Source organism: Ruegeria sp. ABV3_008 (assembly GCF_056161185.1).
The window spans coordinates 84,643-106,341 of the sequence record NZ_JBSWYP010000004.1 but is presented as its reverse complement, the minus strand read 5'-3'; the positions used below and the strand labels follow the sequence as shown (position 1 = coordinate 106,341).

Genomic DNA, 21,699 nt, shown 5'->3' with positions numbered 1-21,699 from the left:
GGTCGTCAGATCAGGTCGACAAACCCGCCGAACTGACCCCGCTTGAAGATCAGGCCCTGGCCCGTGCGGTACATGACCTGATCCACATGACCAACCATGATCAGGTGGTCGCCCGCTTCGTGGCAGGCATGCAGATGGCAGTCAAACCGCGCGAGGCAATCGGCCAGTTGCGGCCGGCCCATATCATCTGCGCTCCAGTCTGCGTGAGAGAAGTCTTCTCCGTCGCGCGCAAACCGCAGGCTTTGGTCCTGCTGCTCTTGTGCCATGACATGGATGGAATAGTGCTGGCAGTCCGAAAACGCCCCGAACCGGTTGGATTCCTTGGCCAAACACCACAGGACCAGCGGTGGGTCCAGTGAAACCGAGGTGAAGGAGTTCACGGTGATCGCGCGCGGCCCAAGTGCCGTCTGTGTTGTGACGACCGTAACACCTGTCCCGAAACACCCAAGCGCTTCACGAAACGCGGTGCTTTGATCAGGGGTCGGGATAAAAGTCTTCTCGGTCATTGCACATCTGTTCTCTGCCCGATCGTCAGGTGCCATGACCGTTCCGTATTGTCCATGGTAACTTTGGTTCATCACGTTGAAAAACTAGGTCAGTTCAGGTCCTCCAACAAGCGACCATGTTTGCGGGTCTCGGTGATGATTGCGCCGAAGGTGGTGATTTCCCGCGCTTTCAGCATCGGCAGCATCCGCACAAGCGCTTCGGCCGTGGCCACCGCATCCCCCAGCGCCGTGTGACGGAGCGCTTCAGGAATTTCTACGTCCAAACGGTCACATAGCGCGTCCAGTGTATGCGTTTCGCTGGCGCCGAACAGGACAGCAGACAAAAGCACAGTGTCCAGAATTGGGTGGTCCCATTCAACACCCATCCGCTTGGCGTGACGGCGCAGGAATGCCATGTCGAATGGCGCGTTATGGGCAACAATCACGGCGTCCCGAGCGAATTGATGAAAGATACGGCCGGCTTCACCAATCTCTGGTGCGCCTTGCACCATCTGGTCGCTAACCTTGTGAACCTTGGTCGAGGCCGCTGGAATGGGGATGCCGGGATTGACTAGCATGTCGATCCGCTCCCCCTCAACGATGCGTCCTTTCACGACGCGGACCGCACCGATCTGAACGATCTCGTCCTTGTGCGGCAACAGGCCGGTGGTTTCGGTGTCAAAGACGACAAAGCAAAGATCTTCAATCGTTTGGGCCTCGAAACTGTCCGAGGCCGACATGTTCAACAGATCGAAATCATAGACTAGTGGGCGCGCCGCGTCCGGGGCGATCTGCGCCGCGCTGTCGTCGAAGATCAGCATGTATCCGGGCGCATCTCCCAACGGTTTCACGCGCGCGGCGTAAGTCTGCGCTCCGTCGATGCTGGTCAACGTGCAGGTAACGTCCTGACCGGTTTTGACCAGTTTCGAATAGGCGGCATACAGCGCGTCTGGCTGTAGATAGTCCTCAAGCGCGGCGTTCAGGCGCGGATGTGCGATCTGGGCCAGAACCTCGGCCGCTTGCGCATCATAGAGGACGATCTTGTGGTTCGGGCTGGCGAGCAGCATCGCAACCGGGATTTCGGTCAATAGGGCAGTGAGCCTGTTCTTTTCGGCCGCCAGTTGGGCGGTCTCGGATGCGACAGCCTCGGCCACGCTGAGCGTCTTGTGCGATAGCTGATCCGCCAGCCCAGCCGCGGCCGGGGCAAGGTCGCCCAAGTATTTCGCCGTTTGGACATCCATGTTGCTGCTGACTCCGGCATGCGCGCGCGTGCGCAATTCGGCTGACAGACGCTCAATCGGTTTTGCCACGTTGTCGTCAAACAGCAACCAGACCCCGGCGATCAAGGCCAACAGCCCAAAGGCAATCACGATCCCGGCAAAAAGGAACGGGTCGAAAAGGGCGGGGTTGCCCTCGCGGGCATAGCTGAACCAAAGCGCCAGAGCGCTGACCGCCAGCCCACCAGCCGCTAACAGGCAGAAGAACAGAAAGATTCTCAGACGCAGACTCAACTTGGTCAGCATGATCAAACTCCGCAGGTGGCCTCGATGATCGGATCGCCGGTCCCGGCCTTGATCCAGTCGGCATTCAGAACGCGGCCATCGTCGCCAAATTCGGCCCCGTCGGCCAGATTGGCCCGCAGGTTTTCGGCGCAGTTTACGACCACCGGTACCTTCGAGACCGGTGCCCAGCGGCCAAAGAAATAGAGCTCGACCAGCCGTTCATCCGGCACTTGTTCATTCTTGCGCACCGAGTCTGTGTCGATGGCAGCAAACCTGTCCACGAAAGGCACGGCATAGGTCCAGGGGCGGTAAATCGCGCGGCTTTCGACCTCTTGGATGATGCTGACACTGTCCGGCAGCGTTTCGCGGGTGCGGTCGTACCACGAGTATTCGCTGGCAATCGTCATCCCGATCATGCCCAGCCCCGCAGCAACTGGCGTTGCCCACCGGGGCAACCTTCCGCCGGTCAGCTTGTTCAGCACCAGCACGATCCCGGCAAAGGCAAAGCCCGCAAATATCGTACCGATCAATTCCAGAAACATTGGTCTTCTCCAGCCTTCGGGCGTTACTCGCCCATTCTTTTCGTTTCAAATTCGATCACCGAGGGCGACCCTGATCTCTCGATTTTAACCCAGCATTCCTTTGCCGTGACCAACGGCGGATTGCATGGTTTTCACCACAACAAATGCGTCCCTCAGGTGGCTGCGCTCAAAATCCGACAGGTTTGTAGGTGGCAGGTAATTGTCGGGTTTTTCCCCGGATTTGACCAGCGCGACCTGATGTTCCAGCCGGGTTTCCGCAATCAGATCATAGGCATCCAGCAAATCACGCGCACCTGACGGGCTTAGAACACCTGCGGCCTCAGCGGCTTTCAGGCGGGCGCGGGTATTAGCCTCGGGCAGTTTGCCCTGCAGGCTGTAAATCCGTGCCAGATCGACCACGGGCACCACGCCGTTGTGTTTCAGATCCAGCGTATTGCGATGCTCGCCCGAGCGGATGGTGGCAAACCCCCGCAACAGACCCAACGGCGGCGTGTGTTTCAGCGAGTTCGAGATCATATGCGCGACAAAAATCGAATTCGCATTGGCCGCGTTCAGCGTATCGGCCTGAAGATCGGCGAACAGCTCGAACGAGCCGCCGATAGGACGCAAGTCAAACATGACCGAGGCCAACATCTGCGCTTCGGGATTCGGTTTGGCAATCCACCCCTTGAAATAGTCGCGCCAGACATGCAGCGGCTGACACCAGCGCGGATTGGTCGCCATCATGTCACCGGGGCAGTAGAAATAGCCGCAGGTATCCAGCCCGTCCGAGACATGTTTGGCCAGTTGCGTGAAATAGGCCATGTCATCTTCGGTCACCGCATCGTTGAGTATCAGGCAGTTGTCCTGATCGGACACACCTGTCTGCTCCTGTCGTCCTTGCGATCCGCACGCCAGCCACAGGTATGGCACGGGCGGGGGCCCCAGTTCGGCTTCAGCAAGACTCAGCAGCCGACGCGTGGCAGTGTCGGCGATATCCGTGATCAGCCGTGTTACGATTTCATGCCGGTTGCCACCCGCAACCAACTGCACCAGCAGCTGAGGGATTTCTGCCGTGACCTTGGCCATTTCCTGGGCAGTGTCGGCATGGGCAATTCGGCGAACAAGCTCTGCCGAGTTCACGGCCTGATAATGGGTCAGGTCTGTCTGCGTAACGACGCCGACTAGACTTCCGCCCTCGCAAATCGGGATGTGGCCGATCCCTCGCTCCATCATCACGTGCAGCACATCCGAACCGATATCCGATGGCGATAGGGTGGTTGGGTTCGGCGTCATGATCTGAGAGATCGGAGTATCCGCCGGCATTGCATCGGCCACAAACTTGCCCGAGATATCACGCAAGGTGGTGATGCCTACCAGATCGTCGGCCTCTGTCACGCATAGCGACGAAATCCCCTTGTCGCGCATCAGGCGCGCGGCGTCGCGCACGGTCGTGGCCGGAGGGCAGGTGGCCGGATTGTGCGCCATCAGGACATCAATGGCGCTGGTCGCCAAACTCTGCGGACCGCTGCGGCCCCCGCGTGAGCGATCGAAAAACTTCGAGACCACATCATGGTTGTCGATCAACTCTCGCACCAGTTCAGGTGGAAGTACGATCAGCACAGATGGGGTATGGGCGCGTGCCTTGGTCGCGGCTTTGCCGTCTTTAAGCAGTCCGCGTTCTCCAAAGGAATTGCGCAATCCCAGATGCGAAACGACCTCATCGTTCTCATCCGTGATTTCAACCTGCCCTTCATAGATCACGAATACGCCGGGTAGTTTGTGGCCTAGATCGTAAACAGGGTAGTCCTCATCAACCTCCCAGACCTCGATCTGTTTGGCGACTTCATCCAGTACGTCGGCGGGCAGGGCATCGTAAGGATGTACGGATTCCAGAAACCGGGTGATCTGGTCATGGGACAGGGGCATCTAAATACTCCGTGGAACAAAAATCCCGCCCGGTGGTGTGCCGGACGGGAGTAGTGGATCGAAAGACGCGGCCAATGGCAAGAACCTCAGGCCGCATCAAGCTCATTTGTTCTGAGCTGCACCCGCACCACGGGGAATGCGTACGCTTTCGACCAGATCTTTGATCTCCTGCGGAGTCTCTTTGGTCATGCCGGCAACAACATACGCAACTGCGAAGTTGATCATTGCACCGATGGCTCCGAACGAAGTCGACTTGATCGGACCCAGCAGGGGGTCAGCATCGGTGAACGAGTTGGTGCCCGGAATGAACAACCAGCCCTTGTGCAGGAAGATATAGACCAGAGTGACAACCAGACCAGCCAGCATACCAGCAACCGCGCCGGTGTTGTTGATGCGGGTCGAGAAGATCCCCATCATAAGCGCCGGGAAGATCGAGGCAGCCGCCAGACCGAAGGCCAAGGCCACAGTTTGCGCCGCAAAGCCCGGTGGGTTCAGACCCAGATAGGTTGCAACCAGGATGGCTACGGCCATTGCGATACGCGCGGCCAGCAGTTCACCTTTTTCCGAGATCTGCGGATTGATCGCACCTTTGATAAGGTCGTGGGACACCGCCGACGAGATCGCCAGCAACAGGCCCGCAGCGGTCGACAGAGCAGCCGCAAGACCACCGGCAGCGACCAGACCGATCACCCAACCCGGCAGGTTGGCGATTTCGGGGTTGGCCAAAACCAGGATGTCACGGTTGAATTTGGTCAGCTCGTTTCCGACCCAGCCTTTTTCTTCCGCGATTGCAGTCATCGCTTCGGACTTGTCGTTGTAGTACTGGATCTTGCCGTCGCCGTTCTTGTCTTCCCAATCCAGAAGACCGGTTTTCTGCCACGTCTGCATCCAGTCATAGCGCGGATCGTTGTCAATTTCCTCGACTGAGACAGCGCCACCTTCGATGCCACCGTTGGGCCACATCATGTCGGTGATGTTCAGACGGGCCATTGCGCCAACCGCAGGGGCGGTCAGGTACAGCAGCGCGATGAAGACCAGAGTCCAGCCAGCCGACCAACGTGCGTCAGACACTTTCGGAACGGTGAAGAAGCGCATGATGACGTGCGGCAGACCCGCAGTACCGATCATCAGCGACAGCGTGAACAGAACCATGTTCAGCGTGTTCGAGTGGTGGGCTGTGTATTCGTTGAAGCCCAGCTCGGTCACGATGGCGTCCAGTTTGGTCAGTAGAGGTTCACCGCTTGCGGTGTCACCGAACAGACCCAGTGCAGGGATCGGCGTGCCGGTCAGCTGCAGCGAGATGAAGATCGCCGGGATGGTGTAGGCTGTGATCAGCACGCAGTACTGAGCAACCTGGGTGTAGGTCACACCCTTCATCCCGCCAAACACCGCGTATGCAAACACGACACAGGCGCCGATCAGCAGACCGGATGTGTTCGAAACCTCAAGGAAGCGGCCAAAGGCCACGCCAACGCCGGTCATCTGACCGATCACGTAGGTCACCGACGCAACGATCAGACAGATCACGGCAACGACGCGTGCAGTCTGGCTGTAGAAACGGTCGCCGATGAATTCCGAGACGGTGTATTTGCCGAACTTACGCAGGTAGGGCGCAAGCAGCAGAGCCAGCAGCACGTAGCCACCGGTCCAACCCATCAGGAAGGTCGAGTTGTCATAGCCGGTAAAGGCGATGAGGCCCGCCATCGAGATGAACGAGGCCGCAGACATCCAGTCCGCCGCTGTCGCCATACCGTTGGTGACCGGGTGAACGCCGCGACCAGCAGCGTAGAATTCAGATGTGGAACCCGCACGGGCCCAGATCGCGATGCCGATGTATAGCGCAAAACTCGCGCCAACAAACAGCAGGTTGATGGTAAACTGATCCATTGTCCCCGCTCTCCCTTACTCTTCGTCTACGCCGTGTTCGGCGTCTAGCTTGTTCATGCGCCAGGCGTAGTTGAAGATCAGCACCAGAAAGACCAAGATTGATCCCTGCTGAGCGAACCAAAAGCCCAGATCGGTACCGCCAACAGAAATGCCGGACAGCAGCGGACGCAGCAGGATGCCGAATCCAAACGACACCAGCGCCCAGATCGCGAGGCTGATGTAGATGAGGCGCAGGTTGGCCTGCCAATAGCCCTTATCGGCTTCGGCAGTCTGCGCGGAGTTGGTAGATTGATCCGCCATTGCGGGTTCCTCCTTCGCTTCCTCGTTGGGCGGTCCTTTGCTTCGTTCCTCCAGCGCGCCGGACCGCTTCTCGAATGTGACAGATACCCCGTGGCATCTGACAAAACTCCTCTGTTCCGCCAAGGCGGTGCATCGAAGTATTCTGTTTAAGGATCAAGGCCTTACGGCCTGTCTCCCTCCCTTAGCTCACCGCGCTGGCGACGATGTCCTCCAGGTCGCGCGCGATGTCTTCAATCTTGCCCATGGCGTTCGTCCGCTTAAGAACGCTCTGACCGTCGTAATAGGTGATCAGTGGGGCTGTCTGTGCGTGATAGGCGCTCAGGCGTGAGGCAACGGTTTCCGCGTTGTCATCGGCCCGGCGCTTGAACTCGGTCCCGCCACAATTGTCACAAGTTCCGTCGACCAACGGTTTCTTGAACGTGTCATGGTAGCCTTCGCCGCAACCGGCGCAGGTGTAGCGGCCCGAGATCCGGACCACCATTTCCGCATCCTCAACCTCAAGGCTGATCGCGGCGCTGATCTTCTGGTCCTTTTCAGCCAGAAGACCATCCAGCGCTTCGGCCTGAACCGTGGTGCGGGGGAAGCCATCGAGAATGACCCCTTTAGTACAGTCGGGTTCAGCCATACGGTCGCGCAGAATGTCGATGACGATCTGGTCGCTGACCAGCTCGCCGGCCTCCATCACGGCTTTCGCCGCCTTTCCGGCGTCGGTGCCTGCAGCAACGGCCGCACGCAGAAGGTCACCGGTGCTGAGTTGCACCAGCCCGAACTTGTCTTCCAGCATGCGCGCCTGAGTGCCCTTCCCGGCACCCGGAGGGCCGAGAAGGATGAGAACAGCAGGAGTTGTCATGGTCGCAGCGTCCATCATGCCCTCACTTATTCGCTCGGTTTGCAATCAGGTCGTCGACAACTGACGGATCGGCCAGAGTGGACGTATCGCCCAGCGAGCCAAAGTCGTTCTCGGCGATCTTGCGCAGGATGCGGCGCATGATTTTGCCCGAGCGTGTTTTGGGCAGGCCTGGGGACCACTGAATGACGTCAGGCGAGGCGATCGGGCCGATCTCGGTCCGAACCCAGGTGCGCAGCTCTTTGAGCAGCTCATCCGAAGGCTCTCGGTCATTCATAAGAGTGACATAGCAATAGATGCCTTGCCCTTTGATTTCATGGGGATAGCCCACTACGGCGGCCTCGGCCACTGCGGCATGCGCCACAAGCGCGCTTTCGACTTCAGCAGTACCCATACGGTGGCCCGAGACGTTGATCACGTCATCGACGCGGCCAGTGATCCAGTAGTCACCACCTTCGTCGCGACGGCAGCCGTCGCCGGTGAAGTAGTAGCCTTTGTAGTCCGAGAAGTAGGTCTTCTCGAACCGCTCGTGATCACCCCAGACGGTGCGCATCTGGCCGGGCCAGCTGTCTTTGATGCACAGAACACCTTCTACACCGTTTCCTTCAATCTCGACGCCCGATTGCGGGTCCAAAACCACCGGCTCGATGCCAAAGAACGGTTTCATCGCCGAGCCGGGCTTCATCGCATGCGCGCCGGGCAGGGGGGTCATCAGGTGACCACCGGTTTCAGTCTGCCACCATGTATCGACGATCGGGCATTTGCCCTTGCCGACAACTTCGTTGTACCAATTCCAGGCTTCCGGATTGATTGGCTCACCCACGGTACCCAAAACTTTGAGGTCGCTGAGATCGTGCTTTTCGACCCACTCACTTCCTTGTCCCATCAGGGCGCGGATCGCGGTTGGGGCCGTGTAGAACTGGTTGACCTTGTGCTTGGCGCAAACTTCCCAGAAACGACCTGCATCTGGGTAAGTCGGCACGCCTTCGAACATCAGAGTTGTGGCACCATTGGCCAGCGGACCATAGACGATATAGCTGTGGCCAGTGACCCAACCCACGTCTGCCGTACACCAGTACACATCGCCTTCATGATAGTCGAAGGTGATCTCATGGGTCATTGCGGCATAGACCAGATAGCCGCCGGTAGTGTGAACCACACCCTTGGGCTGGCCGGTCGAACCCGACGTGTAAAGAATGAACAGCGGGTCTTCAGCGCTCATCTCGGCTGGGGCGCAATAGTCATCGGCCTCCAGCGCCATTTCGTTGTAGTCGTAGTCACGCCCATCGATCCAAGTGGTCTGACCACCCGTGCGTTTGACGACCAGGCATTTGACGCTGTCTTTGCAGTGCAGCAGCGCCGCGTCAGCGTTCGATTTCAGCGGCGTTTTGCGGCCGCCGCGCGGGGCTTCATCTGCTGTGATGACGACTTTGGCGTCGCAACCGTTGACACGGGCCGCCAGAGCGTCTGGCGAGAAGCCTGCAAAAACGATTGAGTGAATCGCACCGATGCGCGCGCAGGCCAGCATTGCATAGGCGGCCTCGGGGATCATCGGCAGATAAATAATGACGCGATCACCTTTGCGCACGCCCATGGATTCCAGAATATTGGCCAGGCGACATGTGCGGCGGTGCAACTCGGCATAGGTGATGTGCTGGGCAGCATCATTTGGATCATCCGGTTCCCAGATGATTGCGGTCTGATCGCCGCGCGTCTCCAGATGGCGATCGAGGCAGTTGGCCGAGACGTTCAGAGTACCATCGGCATACCAGTTGATCTTGACCGAGCCGAAATCGTAATTGACATCCTTGACCTGCGTAAAGGGCTTGATCCAGTCGATCCGCTTGCCGTGTTCGCCCCAGAACGCGTCCGGGTCATTTACCGATGCAGAATACATCTCGTCGTATTTAGCAGCGTCGACATGCGCGTGCGCGACGGTTTCTGCAGTTGGCGGATAGGTCTTGGCATCTGCCTGGGCAGCGGTGGTCATGTTGAGGCTCCTCCCTCTAGGCTAGTAACGTTGGGACATATCTTGCCAGTTATTTGGGCATAGTCGATCCCGTTCCTCCCCGATCGAAGTATGGCCGGGTTCAGAAAATAATGAAATAAATTGCCGTATTCTTTGGATTTGTTTGTAAAGAAATTTTTCCATAGGGGGTGAAAGAGTCAACAAAACTCGAATGAACGTGAAAAATCCTTTATTAACAATGTTAAGTTTGTAACGTTGCTAGCTCGACCGTTAAACGCGAAAACCGGTTTTTTCGCGCGTATGTCGTTAAGCATGAAAACTTAAAAGATCAGTCTGAAAATCACCTATCAGGACGCAGGGGTTGGCACATATACATGTTGGCGCTAGCATCCTTTCAAGCGCCTCGGGAGGGGGCGCATCAAAGGGAGAACTTACTATGAAAAAGATGCTGAGCGGTGCCGCTGTCGCCGCCCTTGGCGTTGCCTTCGTGTCCGAGGCCGCAGCCACCGAATGGAACGCCTCGGTCTGGGGCAAGCGCCGCGCCTTTACCGAACATGTCGAAAAACTGGCCGAGCTGGTCTCGGAAAAAACCGGCGGAGAGTTCACGATCAATGTCAGCTATGGCGGCCTGTCGAAGCCGCGCGAGAACCTGGATGGTATCGAGATCGGCGCATTCGAGATTGCGCAGTTCTGTGCGGGCTATCACCGCGACAAGAACCGCGCGATTACGGTGCTGGAGCTGCCGTTTCTGGGCGTGAACAATCTGGAAGAAGAGGTTGCCGTCAGCCATGCGGTCTATGATCACCCTGCGGTGGCCGAAGAAATGGCGCAATGGAATGCGCGAATTCTGATGACCTCGCCCATGCCGCAGTACAATTTGGTCGGCACCGGCGATCCACGCGACAATCTGGCAGCGTTCGAAGGCATGCGCGTACGTGCAACAGGTGGTCTGGGCAAAGCTTTTGAGGCCGTGGGCGGTGTACCAACCTCTGTCCCTGCGACTGAGGCGTTTAACGCCATGGAATCCGGTGTGGTCGATACGGTCGCTTTCGCCCAGCACGCGCACCTGTCATTCGGTACGATCAATGAGGCCGATTGGTGGACGGCAAACCTCAACCCCGGCACCGTGAATTGCCCGGTTGTTGCGAATATCGACGCGTATGAAGCGCTGTCGCCTGAGCACCGCGAAGCTCTCGACAGCTCAATTGATGAGGCCATTGAGCATTATCTGGCCAACTATGCTGGGCTTCTGGAGCAATGGGATAGCGTCCTGGAAGAAAAGGGTGTGCAGAAGGTTATGATCGACGAAGCGGTCATTGAAGAGTTCCGTGCCAAGGCCGCCGATCCGATCCGCGAACAGTGGATTGCAGATATGAGCGCGCAGGGCCTACCAGCGCAGGACCTCTACGATCTGGTTCAGACCACGCTGACGCAACAGCGCGGCGGCAACTGATCGCATTCACCGGGCGCGTCCTTGCGCCCGGTCTTTCTTGACAAAGGGGATCACCGGAATGGCGGGACAGGCCACGGTGCTGGAGGATGGCAGCCGCCTCAGCCAGATAGATCAGCACTTGCTGAAGTTGGAGCGGGCTCTCGCATTGATCAGCGGAATAGCCGTCTTTGGACTGATGGTCCTGGCCGTCGTCTCGGTCAGCGGCCGCAACGCGATAAACGCGCCGTTGCCGGGCTATGTTGACTGGATCGAACAGGCGATGCCACTGATCGCCTTTCTCGGCATCTCTTACGTGCAGCGCGATGGCGGCCATATCCGGATGGACATTGTGATCTCGCGTCTGCACGGACGGGCGCTGTGGTTGTTCGAGCTGATCTCGGTAATCCTGATCCTTGTCCTGATGCTGGCATTGGTCTGGGGCAGCTGGTCCCATTTTGACCGATCTTTTGATTTCGGCGCGCCGATGTGGAGCCGCGACAGCTCAATTGACATAGGCATTCCGCTTTGGCCCGCGAAACTGTTGGCCCCGGTGGCGTTCTCGGTTTTGTCACTTCGCCTGGTGCTTCAAATTTGGGGCTACGGCCGCGCGTTTGTTTTGGGCCTTGAGGCACCCGTGGCGGTGCCCTTGATTCAGGACGCCGCCGCACAGGCTGCCGCAGAGGCAGAGCAGTTCGAAGGGCAGGACTAACAGATGGACACGATTGACATCGGCCTTTGGGTAACGGCTGGGCTGCTGGTCCTTGTGGTCACGGGCATGCGAGTGGCTTTTGCTGCAGGGCTGGCAGGGTTGTTCGGCTTGGTTTGGATTTTCTGGGCAAAGTTCGGGTACGATCCCGACCGGTTTGGCAAAGCGCTCACCGTCGCGGTCAAAACAGCAGGGCAGGTGCCCCATTCAAAGGTCGCCGCCCATACGCTTAGCCTGATCCCGACCTTCATCCTGATCGGCTACCTTGCCTACTACGCGGGCCTGACGCGCGCGCTGTTCGAAGCGGCTAAACGCTGGATTGCCTGGGTTCCCGGAGGCCTCGCGGTCTCCACCATTTTTGCCACGGCAGGGTTTGCCGCCGTTTCTGGTGCCTCGGTCGCCACCTCGGCTGTGTTTGCCCGTATCGCGATTCCCGAAATGCTGAGCGTTGGTTACAACAAGCGCTTCGCCGCAGGCGTCGTTGCTGCTGGAGGGACGCTGGCCTCGCTGATCCCGCCGTCAGCCATCCTTGTGATCTATGCCATCATCGTCGAACAGGACGTCGGCAAGCTGCTATTGGCGGGCTTCATTCCCGGAGCGTTTTCTGCCGTGATCTACGGTTTGCTCATTGTCGGTATCGCGGTCGTGTTCAAATCCGTTGGCCCTCCTGTCACCGGTTTCACTTGGAAACAGCGGTTCCAAGCACTTCCCGGGGCGATCCCGATTGTTGCAGTCATCCTGATCATCATCTGTTTCGTCTATAACCCATTCGGAGAACAGGCGTGGGGAACCCCAACCGAAGGCGGGGCCATAGGCGCGTTCATCGTCTTCTGTTTCGCCCTGGTTCATGGCATGCGCTGGCCCGAGTTCAAATCGGCTCTGTTAGAGACAGCCAAGCTGACGGCCATGATCTTCTCGATCATCTGGGGCGTGCTGATCTACGTGCGGTTCCTGGGCTTTGCAGACCTTCCAGGTGCCTTCTCGGATTGGATCACCTCGCTTGAAATGTCGCCAATGCTAATCCTGATCTGCATCCTTCTGGCCTATGCGGTGTTGGGTATGTTCATGGATGCCATCGGGATGTTGCTGTTGACTTTGCCCGTCGTCTACCCCGCCGTCATGGCCCTGAACGGAGGGGAAACCGTCAGTGCCGCAGAAAGCGCTTTTGGCATGTCCGGCCCGATGTGTGCGATCTGGTTTGGGATTCTGGTGGTGAAAATGGCCGAATTCTGTCTGATCACGCCACCCATTGGTCTGAACTGCTTTGTGGTGGCAGGGGTCCGGCCGGACCTGAGTGTTCAGGACGTCTTCAAGGGGGTTACCCCGTTCTTCCTGGCTGACGCGGCCACCATTGCGCTGCTTGTGGCATTTCCGAGCATCGTTCTCTACTTACCGTCTTTGGCTGGCTAGGATTTTGCGAGGCTCTGCCTCGCGCTCCGGGATATTTTTAGCCAGATGAAGCAGGGATCCGCTCCCTGACCTCAACGTCAGAGAGCTTCACCTGGCGCGGTCAACCGCATAAGACGAATACCGAATCTAGGTTAACGATCCGTTTCTTCATCTGGCTAGAAATATCCCGGGGGAGACGCCCGGAACGGGCGGCGGGGGCAGAGCCCCCTTTTCGACACTGACCCGGCGCAGGATCGGAAGCGGGTTAGCCGGCGCGCATGAGCATCCCGAACAGATCGCGGGGATCGTCAGGGTCGGCCAGCATATCCAGCGGCTCGAAGAAGTCAGTCTCCGCGATTGCGCTCTTGATGACGCGCAGAGCCGAGAAGTCCTCAATTGCGAAGCCGACACTGTCGAACAGAGTGATCTGCTTATCGTCTGTCCGACCGCGTGCCTGACCGGTCATGACCTGCCACAGTTCAGTGACAGGATGGTCATCCTCCAAAGCCTGAATTTCGCCCTCGATCCGGGTTTGCTCGGGGTATTCCACGAATATCTCCGAGCGCAGAAGGATGTCGCGATGTAGCTCAGTCTTACCGGGGCAGTCGCCGCCAATCGCGTTGATATGGACGCCGGGGCCGACCATGTTGTCGGTCAGAATCGTGGCGTATTTCTTGTCCGCGGTGCAGGTGGTGATGATCTGCGCGCCCTCAATCGCCTCTTCGGCGGTTTTACAAGGCACTACGTTCAGGCCTTTGCCTTGCAGGTTGGCAGCACATTTGGCGGTGGCGTTCGGGTCCGTATCGTAGAGCCGCACGGTGTCGATACCGCACATGGCCTTGAAGGCCAGGCACTGGAACTCGGACTGCGCGCCATTGCCGATCATGGCCATTGTGGTCGCACCTTTAGGGGCGAGATACCGACCGACCAAAGCTGATGTCGCCGCCGTCCGCAGGGCGGTCAGGATGGTCATCTCGGTCAGAAGGGTCGGGTAGCCCGTGTAGACATCCGCGAGCAGTCCAAAGGCCGTTACTGTTTGCAGCCCTTCGGACGTGTTCTTCGGGTGCCCATTGACGTATTTGAAACCATACGCCTCACCATCCGAAGTAGGCATGAGTTCGATCACCCCATGCGGGGAATGAGCCGGAATCCGAGGGGTCTTGTCGAAGCTTTCCCAGCGTTTGAAATCGGCCTCGATCTGTTCGGCGATCCTAGTGATCATCTTTTCGACGCCGACATGGTGAACCAGCCGCATCATGTTGTCGACAGAAACAAAGGGCACCAGGGCCTTGTCTGAGGGTATAGTCATCAGAAACTCCGAGTGGGGCGGTCAAAGATCCGGCGTCCCATCAGGGATGCAGCCAGATCGACCATGAGTTTTGCGGTGCGTCCGCGTTCATCCAGAAAGGGGTTCAACTCGACCAGATCGAGGGAGCAGACCAGCCCGCTTTCATGCAGAAGCTCCATGACCAGATGGGCTTCGCGTTCGGTGGCGCCCCCGGGCACGGTTGTCCCGACGGCGGGCGCGATTGCGGGGTCGAGGAAGTCGACATCCAGTGAGACGTGAAGGATGCCGTTCTCAGCCCTTACGCGGTCCAGAAAGGCCATGAGGGGCGCTTTGATCCCATGCTCGTCAATGCTTCGCATATCGGCCAGCATCGCGTGGTTCTTCTCAAGCGAGGCGCGTTCAGCGGGGTCGACCGAACGCAATCCGATCATACCAACGCGATTGGTTGGAACTACGGCAGGCAAGGGTGGAAAATCTTCGAAGCCGGGCTGGCCAGTGAAGTAGGCGACAGGTGTTCCATGCAGGTTGCCGCTGTCGGTACTTCCGGGGGTGTGAAAATCGCTATGGGCGTCCAGCCACAGAACGAACAGAGGCCGGTCGATGCGCTGTGCATGATCCGCCATTCCGGCCACGGTTCCCATCGACAAGGCATGATCGCCGCCCAAGAAGATTGGCACACCTTGGGGCGAGACTTGGGCAGCGACTCTGGCCAAAGCCTGCGTCCACCCGATGCACTCGGGCAGAGCGAAAAGGTGGGAGTGGTCCGGGGTCTCGACCGCATCCGGGGCGACATCTCCGTAGTCGATCACCGTGTGACCAAGATCCGCAAGGGCGCGATCCAGCCCGGCCACGCGGTAGGCATCCGGCCCCATTCGGCAACCCTGCCGACGCTTGCCCGCGTCCATGGGGGCGCCAACTAAAACTATGTTCTTGGTATCCATATGCTTCATGTAACGTGACAGTCTGTCTTGCGTGAAGAGAGCAAATTGCTCAATAAGAAAGGTGAATATCCGAAAAGGAAGCTATTCATGGACGATTTGGACAACAGGTTGCTCAGCGCGCTACACCGGGACGCAAGGGCGTCGCTGTCTGAGCTGGCCGAGACGCTTGGCGTCACGCGCACGACCGTTCGTAGTCGACTGCAGCGCCTCAAGCAGTCTGGCGAGATCGTAGGCTTTACCGTTCAGACCAAGCGCGATGTGGCGCAAAGCCCGGTTCGGGGTCTGATGATGCTTGAGATCGAGGGGCGTGGGACCGAACGCACAATGGCCCGGATCGGAGCGCTACGGCAGGTGCGCGCCGTGCATTCCACAAACGGAAGCTGGGATCTGATCGCTGAGATCGGCACGGACACGCTTGCGGAACTTGATGAGGTCTTGTTCCAGATCCGCCGCATGGAAGGGATCACTCGGTCCGAGACAAACCTTCTGCTGTCCACGCGCAAGGGAAGGTTCTGAAAACGCTGCGTGAAACGGGCCGTTACACTTTGTCGGCCACGGAAATTGTGCGACAGTCGGCGGGGATACAGGCAGGATTGATCGAAAATGACCACTCAGCAGCACGAACCACGGGCCGTGCAATTGGCCGAAAAGATCACCGCATTCCTTGAGAAGCCGTGGGTCCGCATCGCCATCCCGATCTTTGTCACCCTGATCGCGCTGACGGTTCTGCATGAGCTGTCTTCTCATGTGAAATGGACAGACGTTCAGGCGGATATCTCGGAAACGCCTTGGCGCGTGATGTTTTATGCTCTGTGTTGGACGGCGGTCAGCTTCTTTTCGCTATCGCTATACGATGTCTTCGCGGTTCAAAGCGTGGCAGACGGGGAGGTCCCTCTGCCGGTTGCAGGAATGGCCGGAGCCAGCGGCTATGCGGTGTCCAACTGTCTGGGCTTTTCCTACATCACCGGAACGGCCATCCGATATCGGATATATGCGTCTTTGGGTCTGGATCTAAGCCGCGTTGCCGGGGTCATAGCCACGTCCTGGGTGGCGTTCTGGACGGGGCTGGTTTTGGTCCTTGGCCTGCTTTTGACCTTTCATCCTGACGGTATCTCGAACGCGCTGCCGATCAGCGCGACGGTTGAAACCGTCATCGGGTTGGGGCTGCTTGGCGCGCTGATAGTGGTTTTTGTCTGGCTCTCTACCGGTGGGCGTCGGTTAGAGGTTCTGGGGATCGGCTTCCAACTGCCGGGTGGCAAGCTGGCCTCATGCCTTACACTGGCGGCGATTGGCGATCTGGCCGGGGCCTCCATGGTCCTTTACGTGCTGATGCCGGACGACCTTGGGGTTGGGTATCCGTATTTCTTCACCATCTTCATCGCCGCGATTGCCGTTGGGATTGTCAGTCATGCACCGGGCGGTATCGGGGTGTTTGAGGCGACGCTGATCGCAGGGCTGGGGGCCTCGGGTCGATCGGATGTCATTGCGGCGCTGCTGCTCTACCGTGTCGTATATACGTTCTTGCCTTTCGCCATCGCCAGCCTGTCCATCGCAGTTGCCTCGGCGCTGACGCAACGCCACAGGATTATCGGGGCGGGGACATGGGTGTACCGCGCCATTCGCCCCATTGTGCCCATGGTTGCCGCCGGGGTGACTGCGGTTGCTGGGATCATCCTGCTGGTCTCGGGCGCGTTGCCGACGGACAGCAAAAGCCTCGGCGCGTTGCGCGAGGTTTTGCCATTGTCCTTTGTCGAGGCCTCGCATCTGGCTGGCAGCGCCGTGGGTGTGCTGCTGCTGCTTGTGTCGCGCGGGTTGTTCCGCAAGCTCTATCGCGCGTGGGTGGTCGCGATGTTGCTGATGGTCGCGGGCTTCGCCGCGTCTCTGGCAAAGGGATTGGATACGCATGAGGCGTTGGGCATGTTGGCAACAATCGCCGTACTGGCGCTGTTCCGTGGTGCGTTCTACCGCGTCAGCGGAGCGTCGATCTTCCGATTGAACATCCCTTGGCTGGTCAGCGTTGTGGCGCTGCTGGCCGTTATTTTCTGGATCGGGCTCTTTGCCTATTCACATGTGCAATACCAAAACGCGCTATGGTGGGAGTTCGCTTGGAATGGCGACGCGTCCCGATTCCTGCGCTCCAGCCTCGTGGTGGCGGTCATCCTCGGTATTGTGGCCGTTACGTCCTTGTTCGGGCGTGAAATCCCAGCGCCGGTGCGCACGGAAATCCCCGAATGCGTCGAAAAGCTGGTGATGGAGAGTGAAGATACAGAATCCCAGATTTCCCTGACTGGCGACAAGCAATTCCTGATTGCGCCTGACGAGTCCGCGTTCATCGCCTATGCGGACACCGGCAATGCAATCATCTCAAAGGGTGAGCCTGTGGGCGATGAAAAGGCTGGCAAACAACTGGTCTGGCAACTGCGAGAAATGGCGGATCGAGAGGGTAAGCTCTGCGCCTTCTACAGCGTTTCAACCAAGTACCTGCCAACCTTTCTGGACCTCGGCCTGTCGATCCTGAAGATCGGAGAGGTCGCACGCGTACCGCTGAAAGACTTCTCGCTTGACGGCAAATCCCGGAAACGCTTCCGTCAGGCCAAGAACCGAGCCGAGCGCGAAGGCTATGTGTTCGAGATCATTCCAAAAGAAGACCTTGCGCCCGTTCTGCCGGAGCTGAGGGCGATTTCCGATCACTGGCTGGAGCAAAAAGCAGGGGCCGAGAAAGGGTTCGCCTTGGGTGGTTTTGACGATGACTACCTGTCCTACTTTGATCATGCCGTTTTGCGGAATGGAGAAACCGGTCAGATCATGGCCTTTGCCAATCTGTTTCAAGGTGGCCATAAGTCCGAGCTTTCTCTGGATCTGATGCGGTACGAGCCGGATAGCCCCAGCTTTGTCATGGATGCCCTGTTCGCCGAGATGATGTCCTGGGGGGCCGAGCAGGGGTTCCACTGGTTCTCACTCGGCGCGGCGCCGTTTTCTGGGATCGAGAACCGTCAGCTTGCGTCCCTCTGGAACCGGATTGGCGGATTCGTCTACGAACATGGCGAGCAGTTTTATCACTTCGAAGGGCTGCGCGCGTTCAAACAGAAGTTCGATCCGGAATGGAGCCCGAACTACCTCGCCAGCCCCGGAGGGCTCGCCGCGCCGCGTATCCTGTATGAGGTGAACATCCTGATTTCGGGCGGCCTGCGGGGACTGACCAAGTAGCGCGAGCGTTTCAGGTTTAGTTCGAGACGCCAATACCCTGCCATGCCTCCGGCATTCTCGGGACATTGGCGTCGCCCATTGATTTAAGTGAAACCAGAAACGCTCTAGTTCAGGCTGGCGCGGGTTGGCGTTTCCTGCAGCAGGTCGCCCCAATCGGTGCGATAAGCCATCTCGGCCAGAACGGTATCTGGCAGGAACTCTCTGTTCTCGCGAATCTGCCAGCCGCCGCCAAGACCTTTGTAGACGGCGACCAGATTGCTGGAGACCTGCTGCCGTGCTTCGATCAGATTGGCCTGAGACTGCAGCAGGGCGGTCTGAGTGTTCAGGACGCGGGAGTAGTCGGCGATCCCGTCGGTGTATTGATTGACGGCAATCTCCGCAGCCTTACGCGAGGCATCGACGCTCTGCTGATAGAACCCGACCTGCTTGCGCGCCTGTGCATAGGCGACCATAGCGCTTTCGACCTCGGAATAAGCGGTCAGAACGGTGTTTTGGTAGTTGGCGATCAGCGCCTGATAGGCGGCATCCTGCGCCCGGACGTTGTTCTTGATGCGGCCATAGTTCAGTACGTTCCAAACGACTCCAGCGCTGGCGAGGCCCGTAGTGCTGTTCGAGCTGAACAGGTTCCGCCCGCCCGAGGCCTGCAACCCAACCGAGCCGGACAGAATGAACTGCGGATAGAGATCCGCCATGGCAATGCCAACCTCGGCCGATTGCGTGGCTGCGGCCAATTCGGCGGCTCTCACGTCCGGTCGACGGCGCAACAACTCAGCCGGGACGCCAACCGCGACGTTGGAACGGGCCGAGGGGATGCGACCGGAATTGCCTAGAAGGCTGGACATGCGCGACGGGGTGGTCCCCAGCAATACGGCCAGAGCGTTCTTGGTTTGCTGGAGATCGCTCTCAAGCTCGGGCACCAGGGCCTTGGTGTTGTTCAGCAGAGCGGTGGATTCCTGTACGTCCAACTCGGTAGTGATGCCGTTGTTGAACCGCAACTGGGTCAGGTCTGCCGACTCCTGTTGTAGTTTGATGTTCTCACGCGCGACGCCCAGCGACTCCTGCAAGGCGCGGATGTTGACGTAGAGCGCTGCGACATCACCCGTCAGCGTCACCAGCGCGTCATCATAGTTCGCCACCTGCAACGCCAAGTTCGACCGCGCCGCCTGAACACCGCGACGCTGCGCGCCCCAGACATCCAACTCCCACTGCGCATCAAACCCGGCCTGAGAGGTCGAGAATTCGGTATCCAAGGGAATGATCCGGTTGATGTCAGCGATGGGCCCGAGATTATCGCTGATCTGTCGCCGCTCTGTTGAGGCCCCGAGGACCTGCGATTGCGGATACAACTCGCCAAAGGCGATGCCCAACTGTGCCCGCGCCTGCAGGACCCGCGCGCCAGCGACCTGTAGTGACAGGTTCTGGGCGTAGGCCTCGGCGATTAGTCTGTTGAGGGTGGGGTCATTGAACGTCTCCCACCACTTCACGACCGGCGCGCTGCGCGAGGTCAGGCCGCTTTGCCCGGTGCTAGGGCTGTTCACCTCGATCCATTGTTTCACGACCGGAGAGTTCGGGCGTACGAAATCAGGACCAACTGGCGCGCAGGCTACCAGAAACGCGGCGCAGAGGGCTGTTCCCATCAAGTGTCGAAAGGGGGTGGCCCGTGTCATGATGCGCGTCCTCAAATGTCTAGCGGTCGAATGAAATTGGCGAAGGAATACAGGCGGATGTTGATGCGCCGCAGAAACTCGAAGCTTTTGCCCTGACCGGTGTAGATCGCCACGGCGGCATGACCGCCAGCGGGCAGGATGTGCTCTTCCGGCAGATCGACGGTGATCTGTACAGCAATTCGACCGGGTAGCTTGGGCAGCTCAAAACCGGGCAGGCGGCCTGAGGGCAGGTACTGACCCTGACGGGTGGCCCACCAGATCGCCTCGACCTTGCCGGTTAGGATTTCACCGGGATAGAGGTCCAAGGCGACTTCAACCTCTTGGCCTACTTCAACAAATTTCAGGTTCTGCTGGCGGAAGGTGGCCAAAAGATAGGGGCTGTCTTCGGTGACGAAACTGGCAATCGCACCCAGACGAATGTCACCCACCACCAAACCCGGACGGGCCTGTTGCGAGACGATCATGCCGTTTTCCGGCGCGTAGATCGTGGTGTTATCCAGAAAGTACTGGGCCTCGGACAGCTGCGCCTGTGCTTGCAGGATGCCCGTGTTTACGCCATCGATCTGCGAGGCCAGTGCCAGATTTGCCTTCTCAAGATTGGCTTCGGCCTGTTTGACCGAGGCGGTGTCCTCGGATACCTGTTCGTTCCAGCGATCCAGCTCATCCTGACGAGCACCGCCTGCGGGCACCAGATTTTCGTACCGCGCCTGTTCGGTCAACGCGTAGGCCAGTTGCGCATTGGCGCGCTCGACGGCTTCGGTTTTGGCAATGACATCCTGTTCCAGAATTTTGGCGTTCTGCTCGGCGGCAACCAGTTGTGCCTTGGCATTGTCGACGGCGAGCGAAAACACGGTATCGTCAAAGCGATAGAGCGGGTCACCTTTGGTGATTTGCGTGTTCGGCTCGACCAGAACCTCGGTGAGAATCGTCGGCTGGGTCAGTTTTGGCACGATCTGAATCGTAGATCGCACGACATGGCTGTCGACCGAGAAGGGCTGAAAGAAGCGCAGCGCGACGAGGAAGATCAGCAGCAAATGCGCACCGACCCAGAATGACACAATTCCCCAGGCGATGTTGAACTTGAGCCACTCCATCTTGAAGAAGATGAACCAGACGAAAATGATGTAAAACAGCGTAATGCCGAGGGCGACGAACATGTCTGAGTGTTTCCTTTGGCCTTAGCTTTTCTGCGTCTCGTCAGGCGCAGCCTGGTATTCTTCTTTGACCGTACCGCCAAGGCGTTCGATATCCTTGCGGATTGCGTCTTTCTCCTCGTCCGGACCGCGACGCATGTCGACCGTCACGCCGTCATGGAACGCCCACATGAAGGCATGAACCCACGGGACAACGGCCAAAAAACCCATCCATCCCATGATCTTGACGGCTTCGGCATGTGGATGATTGCGCTTGATCGCGATCCGTCCAGGCAGCCCCATAAGGAAGAGAAACAACGCCATAACCGCTGCCAGAAGCAGGATCAGTGCCACGAATGTCAGATAGTCGTAGTAGCCTAGCGGCTGCCCCAAAAGTCCCATGCTCGATGCCTCCTGTCGGGAAGGTTGTCTCATCCTCAGACGTAGGCCCCTGTCTCGTCAATGACTTTGTGATGGGACCTAGCGTTTCCGAACC

The 21,699-nt window shown here is 58.6% G+C and carries 18 protein-coding genes; 5 read left to right on the top strand and 13 right to left on the bottom strand.

The window, feature by feature from the left end; all coding sequences use genetic code 11:
* Positions 1–5 precede the first annotated feature (5 nt).
* The 8 genes from ACXAH8_RS08945 to acs all read right to left on the bottom strand — a co-directional run bounded on the left by ACXAH8_RS08945 (position 6) and on the right by acs (position 9,461).
* Positions 6–506: a flavin reductase family protein gene (locus tag ACXAH8_RS08945; protein WP_170376612.1), complete on the bottom strand. Its 501-nt coding sequence runs from the start codon at positions 504–506 to the stop codon at positions 6–8.
* Between the two features lie 89 nt (positions 507–595).
* The gene (locus ACXAH8_RS08940; protein WP_475217718.1) at positions 596–2,008 is read right to left on the bottom strand and encodes a 3'-5' exonuclease; all 1,413 of its coding nucleotides are present in this window, start codon (positions 2,006–2,008) and stop codon (positions 596–598) included.
* Positions 2,009–2,010: 2 nt separating this feature from the next.
* Entirely contained in the window at positions 2,011–2,529 is a 519-nt protein-coding gene (locus ACXAH8_RS08935) for a hypothetical protein (RefSeq protein WP_170376630.1), read from the bottom strand.
* Between the two features lie 84 nt (positions 2,530–2,613).
* Positions 2,614–4,437, bottom strand: coding sequence for a DUF294 nucleotidyltransferase-like domain-containing protein (locus ACXAH8_RS08930; protein WP_475217716.1), 1,824 nt, complete (start codon positions 4,435–4,437; stop codon positions 2,614–2,616).
* 102 nt (positions 4,438–4,539) lie between these two features.
* On the bottom strand, positions 4,540–6,324 hold the full coding sequence (locus tag ACXAH8_RS08925) for a sodium:solute symporter family protein (RefSeq protein ID WP_475217715.1): 1,785 nt from the start codon (positions 6,322–6,324) through the stop codon (positions 4,540–4,542).
* 15 nt (positions 6,325–6,339) lie between these two features.
* The gene (locus ACXAH8_RS08920) at positions 6,340–6,624 is read right to left on the bottom strand and encodes a DUF4212 domain-containing protein (protein ID WP_170376639.1); all 285 of its coding nucleotides are present in this window, start codon (positions 6,622–6,624) and stop codon (positions 6,340–6,342) included.
* A gap of 181 nt (positions 6,625–6,805) precedes the next feature.
* Positions 6,806–7,489 carry an adenylate kinase gene (locus ACXAH8_RS08915; RefSeq protein ID WP_475218085.1) on the bottom strand — a complete coding sequence of 228 codons (684 nt, stop codon included), beginning with the start codon at positions 7,487–7,489 and terminating at the stop codon, positions 6,806–6,808.
* Positions 7,490–7,496: 7 nt separating this feature from the next.
* Positions 7,497–9,461 (bottom strand): acetate--CoA ligase, encoded by a 1,965-nt coding sequence (gene acs / locus ACXAH8_RS08910; protein ID WP_475217711.1) that lies wholly within the window; start codon positions 9,459–9,461, stop codon positions 7,497–7,499.
* Positions 9,462–9,876: 415 nt separating this feature from the next.
* Here acs and dctP point away from each other — a divergent pair, with 415 nt between their 5' ends.
* The 3 genes from dctP to ACXAH8_RS08895 are packed head-to-tail and all read left to right on the top strand — an operon-like array spanning position 9,877 to position 12,988.
* Positions 9,877–10,893, top strand: coding sequence for a TRAP transporter substrate-binding protein DctP (gene dctP, locus ACXAH8_RS08905; RefSeq protein ID WP_475217709.1), 1,017 nt, complete (start codon positions 9,877–9,879; stop codon positions 10,891–10,893).
* Between the two features lie 58 nt (positions 10,894–10,951).
* Positions 10,952–11,581 carry a TRAP transporter small permease subunit gene (locus tag ACXAH8_RS08900; RefSeq protein ID WP_170376651.1) on the top strand — a complete coding sequence of 210 codons (630 nt, stop codon included), beginning with the start codon at positions 10,952–10,954 and terminating at the stop codon, positions 11,579–11,581.
* Between the two features lie 3 nt (positions 11,582–11,584).
* Complete coding sequence (locus ACXAH8_RS08895; RefSeq protein ID WP_475217707.1) at positions 11,585–12,988, top strand: TRAP transporter large permease; 1,404 nt, start codon at positions 11,585–11,587, stop codon at positions 12,986–12,988.
* Positions 12,989–13,232: 244 nt separating this feature from the next.
* Here ACXAH8_RS08895 and ACXAH8_RS08890 read toward each other — a convergent pair whose 3' ends face one another.
* Positions 13,233–14,276 carry an ornithine cyclodeaminase gene (locus ACXAH8_RS08890; RefSeq protein WP_475217704.1) on the bottom strand — a complete coding sequence of 348 codons (1,044 nt, stop codon included), beginning with the start codon at positions 14,274–14,276 and terminating at the stop codon, positions 13,233–13,235.
* Positions 14,276–15,196 (bottom strand): arginase, encoded by a 921-nt coding sequence (gene rocF / locus ACXAH8_RS08885; RefSeq protein WP_475218083.1) that lies wholly within the window; start codon positions 15,194–15,196, stop codon positions 14,276–14,278. Before rocF ends, ACXAH8_RS08890 begins: the two co-directional genes overlap by 1 nt.
* An 87-nt stretch (positions 15,197–15,283) precedes the next feature.
* On the opposite strand from rocF, the gene ACXAH8_RS08880 reads away from it, so the two are divergent.
* Together ACXAH8_RS08880 and mprF are read left to right on the top strand one after the other, a co-directional pair.
* Positions 15,284–15,712: an Lrp/AsnC family transcriptional regulator gene (locus ACXAH8_RS08880; RefSeq protein ID WP_170469819.1), complete on the top strand. Its 429-nt coding sequence runs from the start codon at positions 15,284–15,286 to the stop codon at positions 15,710–15,712.
* Between the two features lie 87 nt (positions 15,713–15,799).
* Positions 15,800–18,403: a bifunctional lysylphosphatidylglycerol flippase/synthetase MprF gene (mprF, locus tag ACXAH8_RS08875; RefSeq protein WP_475217702.1), complete on the top strand. Its 2,604-nt coding sequence runs from the start codon at positions 15,800–15,802 to the stop codon at positions 18,401–18,403.
* A gap of 104 nt (positions 18,404–18,507) precedes the next feature.
* Here the strand turns inward: mprF and ACXAH8_RS08870 are convergent, their stop codons facing one another.
* Genes ACXAH8_RS08870 through ACXAH8_RS08860 form a run of 3 tightly spaced genes read right to left on the bottom strand, consistent with a single transcriptional unit; the run spans position 18,508 to position 21,605 of the window.
* Positions 18,508–20,070, bottom strand: coding sequence for an efflux transporter outer membrane subunit (locus ACXAH8_RS08870; protein ID WP_475217701.1), 1,563 nt, complete (start codon positions 20,068–20,070; stop codon positions 18,508–18,510).
* Between the two features lie 11 nt (positions 20,071–20,081).
* The gene (locus ACXAH8_RS08865) at positions 20,082–21,227 is read right to left on the bottom strand and encodes an HlyD family secretion protein (protein WP_170638894.1); all 1,146 of its coding nucleotides are present in this window, start codon (positions 21,225–21,227) and stop codon (positions 20,082–20,084) included.
* 21 nt (positions 21,228–21,248) lie between these two features.
* A complete protein-coding gene (locus ACXAH8_RS08860; protein WP_170376673.1) occupies positions 21,249–21,605 on the bottom strand; it encodes a DUF3302 domain-containing protein in 357 nt (118 codons plus the stop codon).
* Positions 21,606–21,699: the final 94 nt, after the last annotated feature.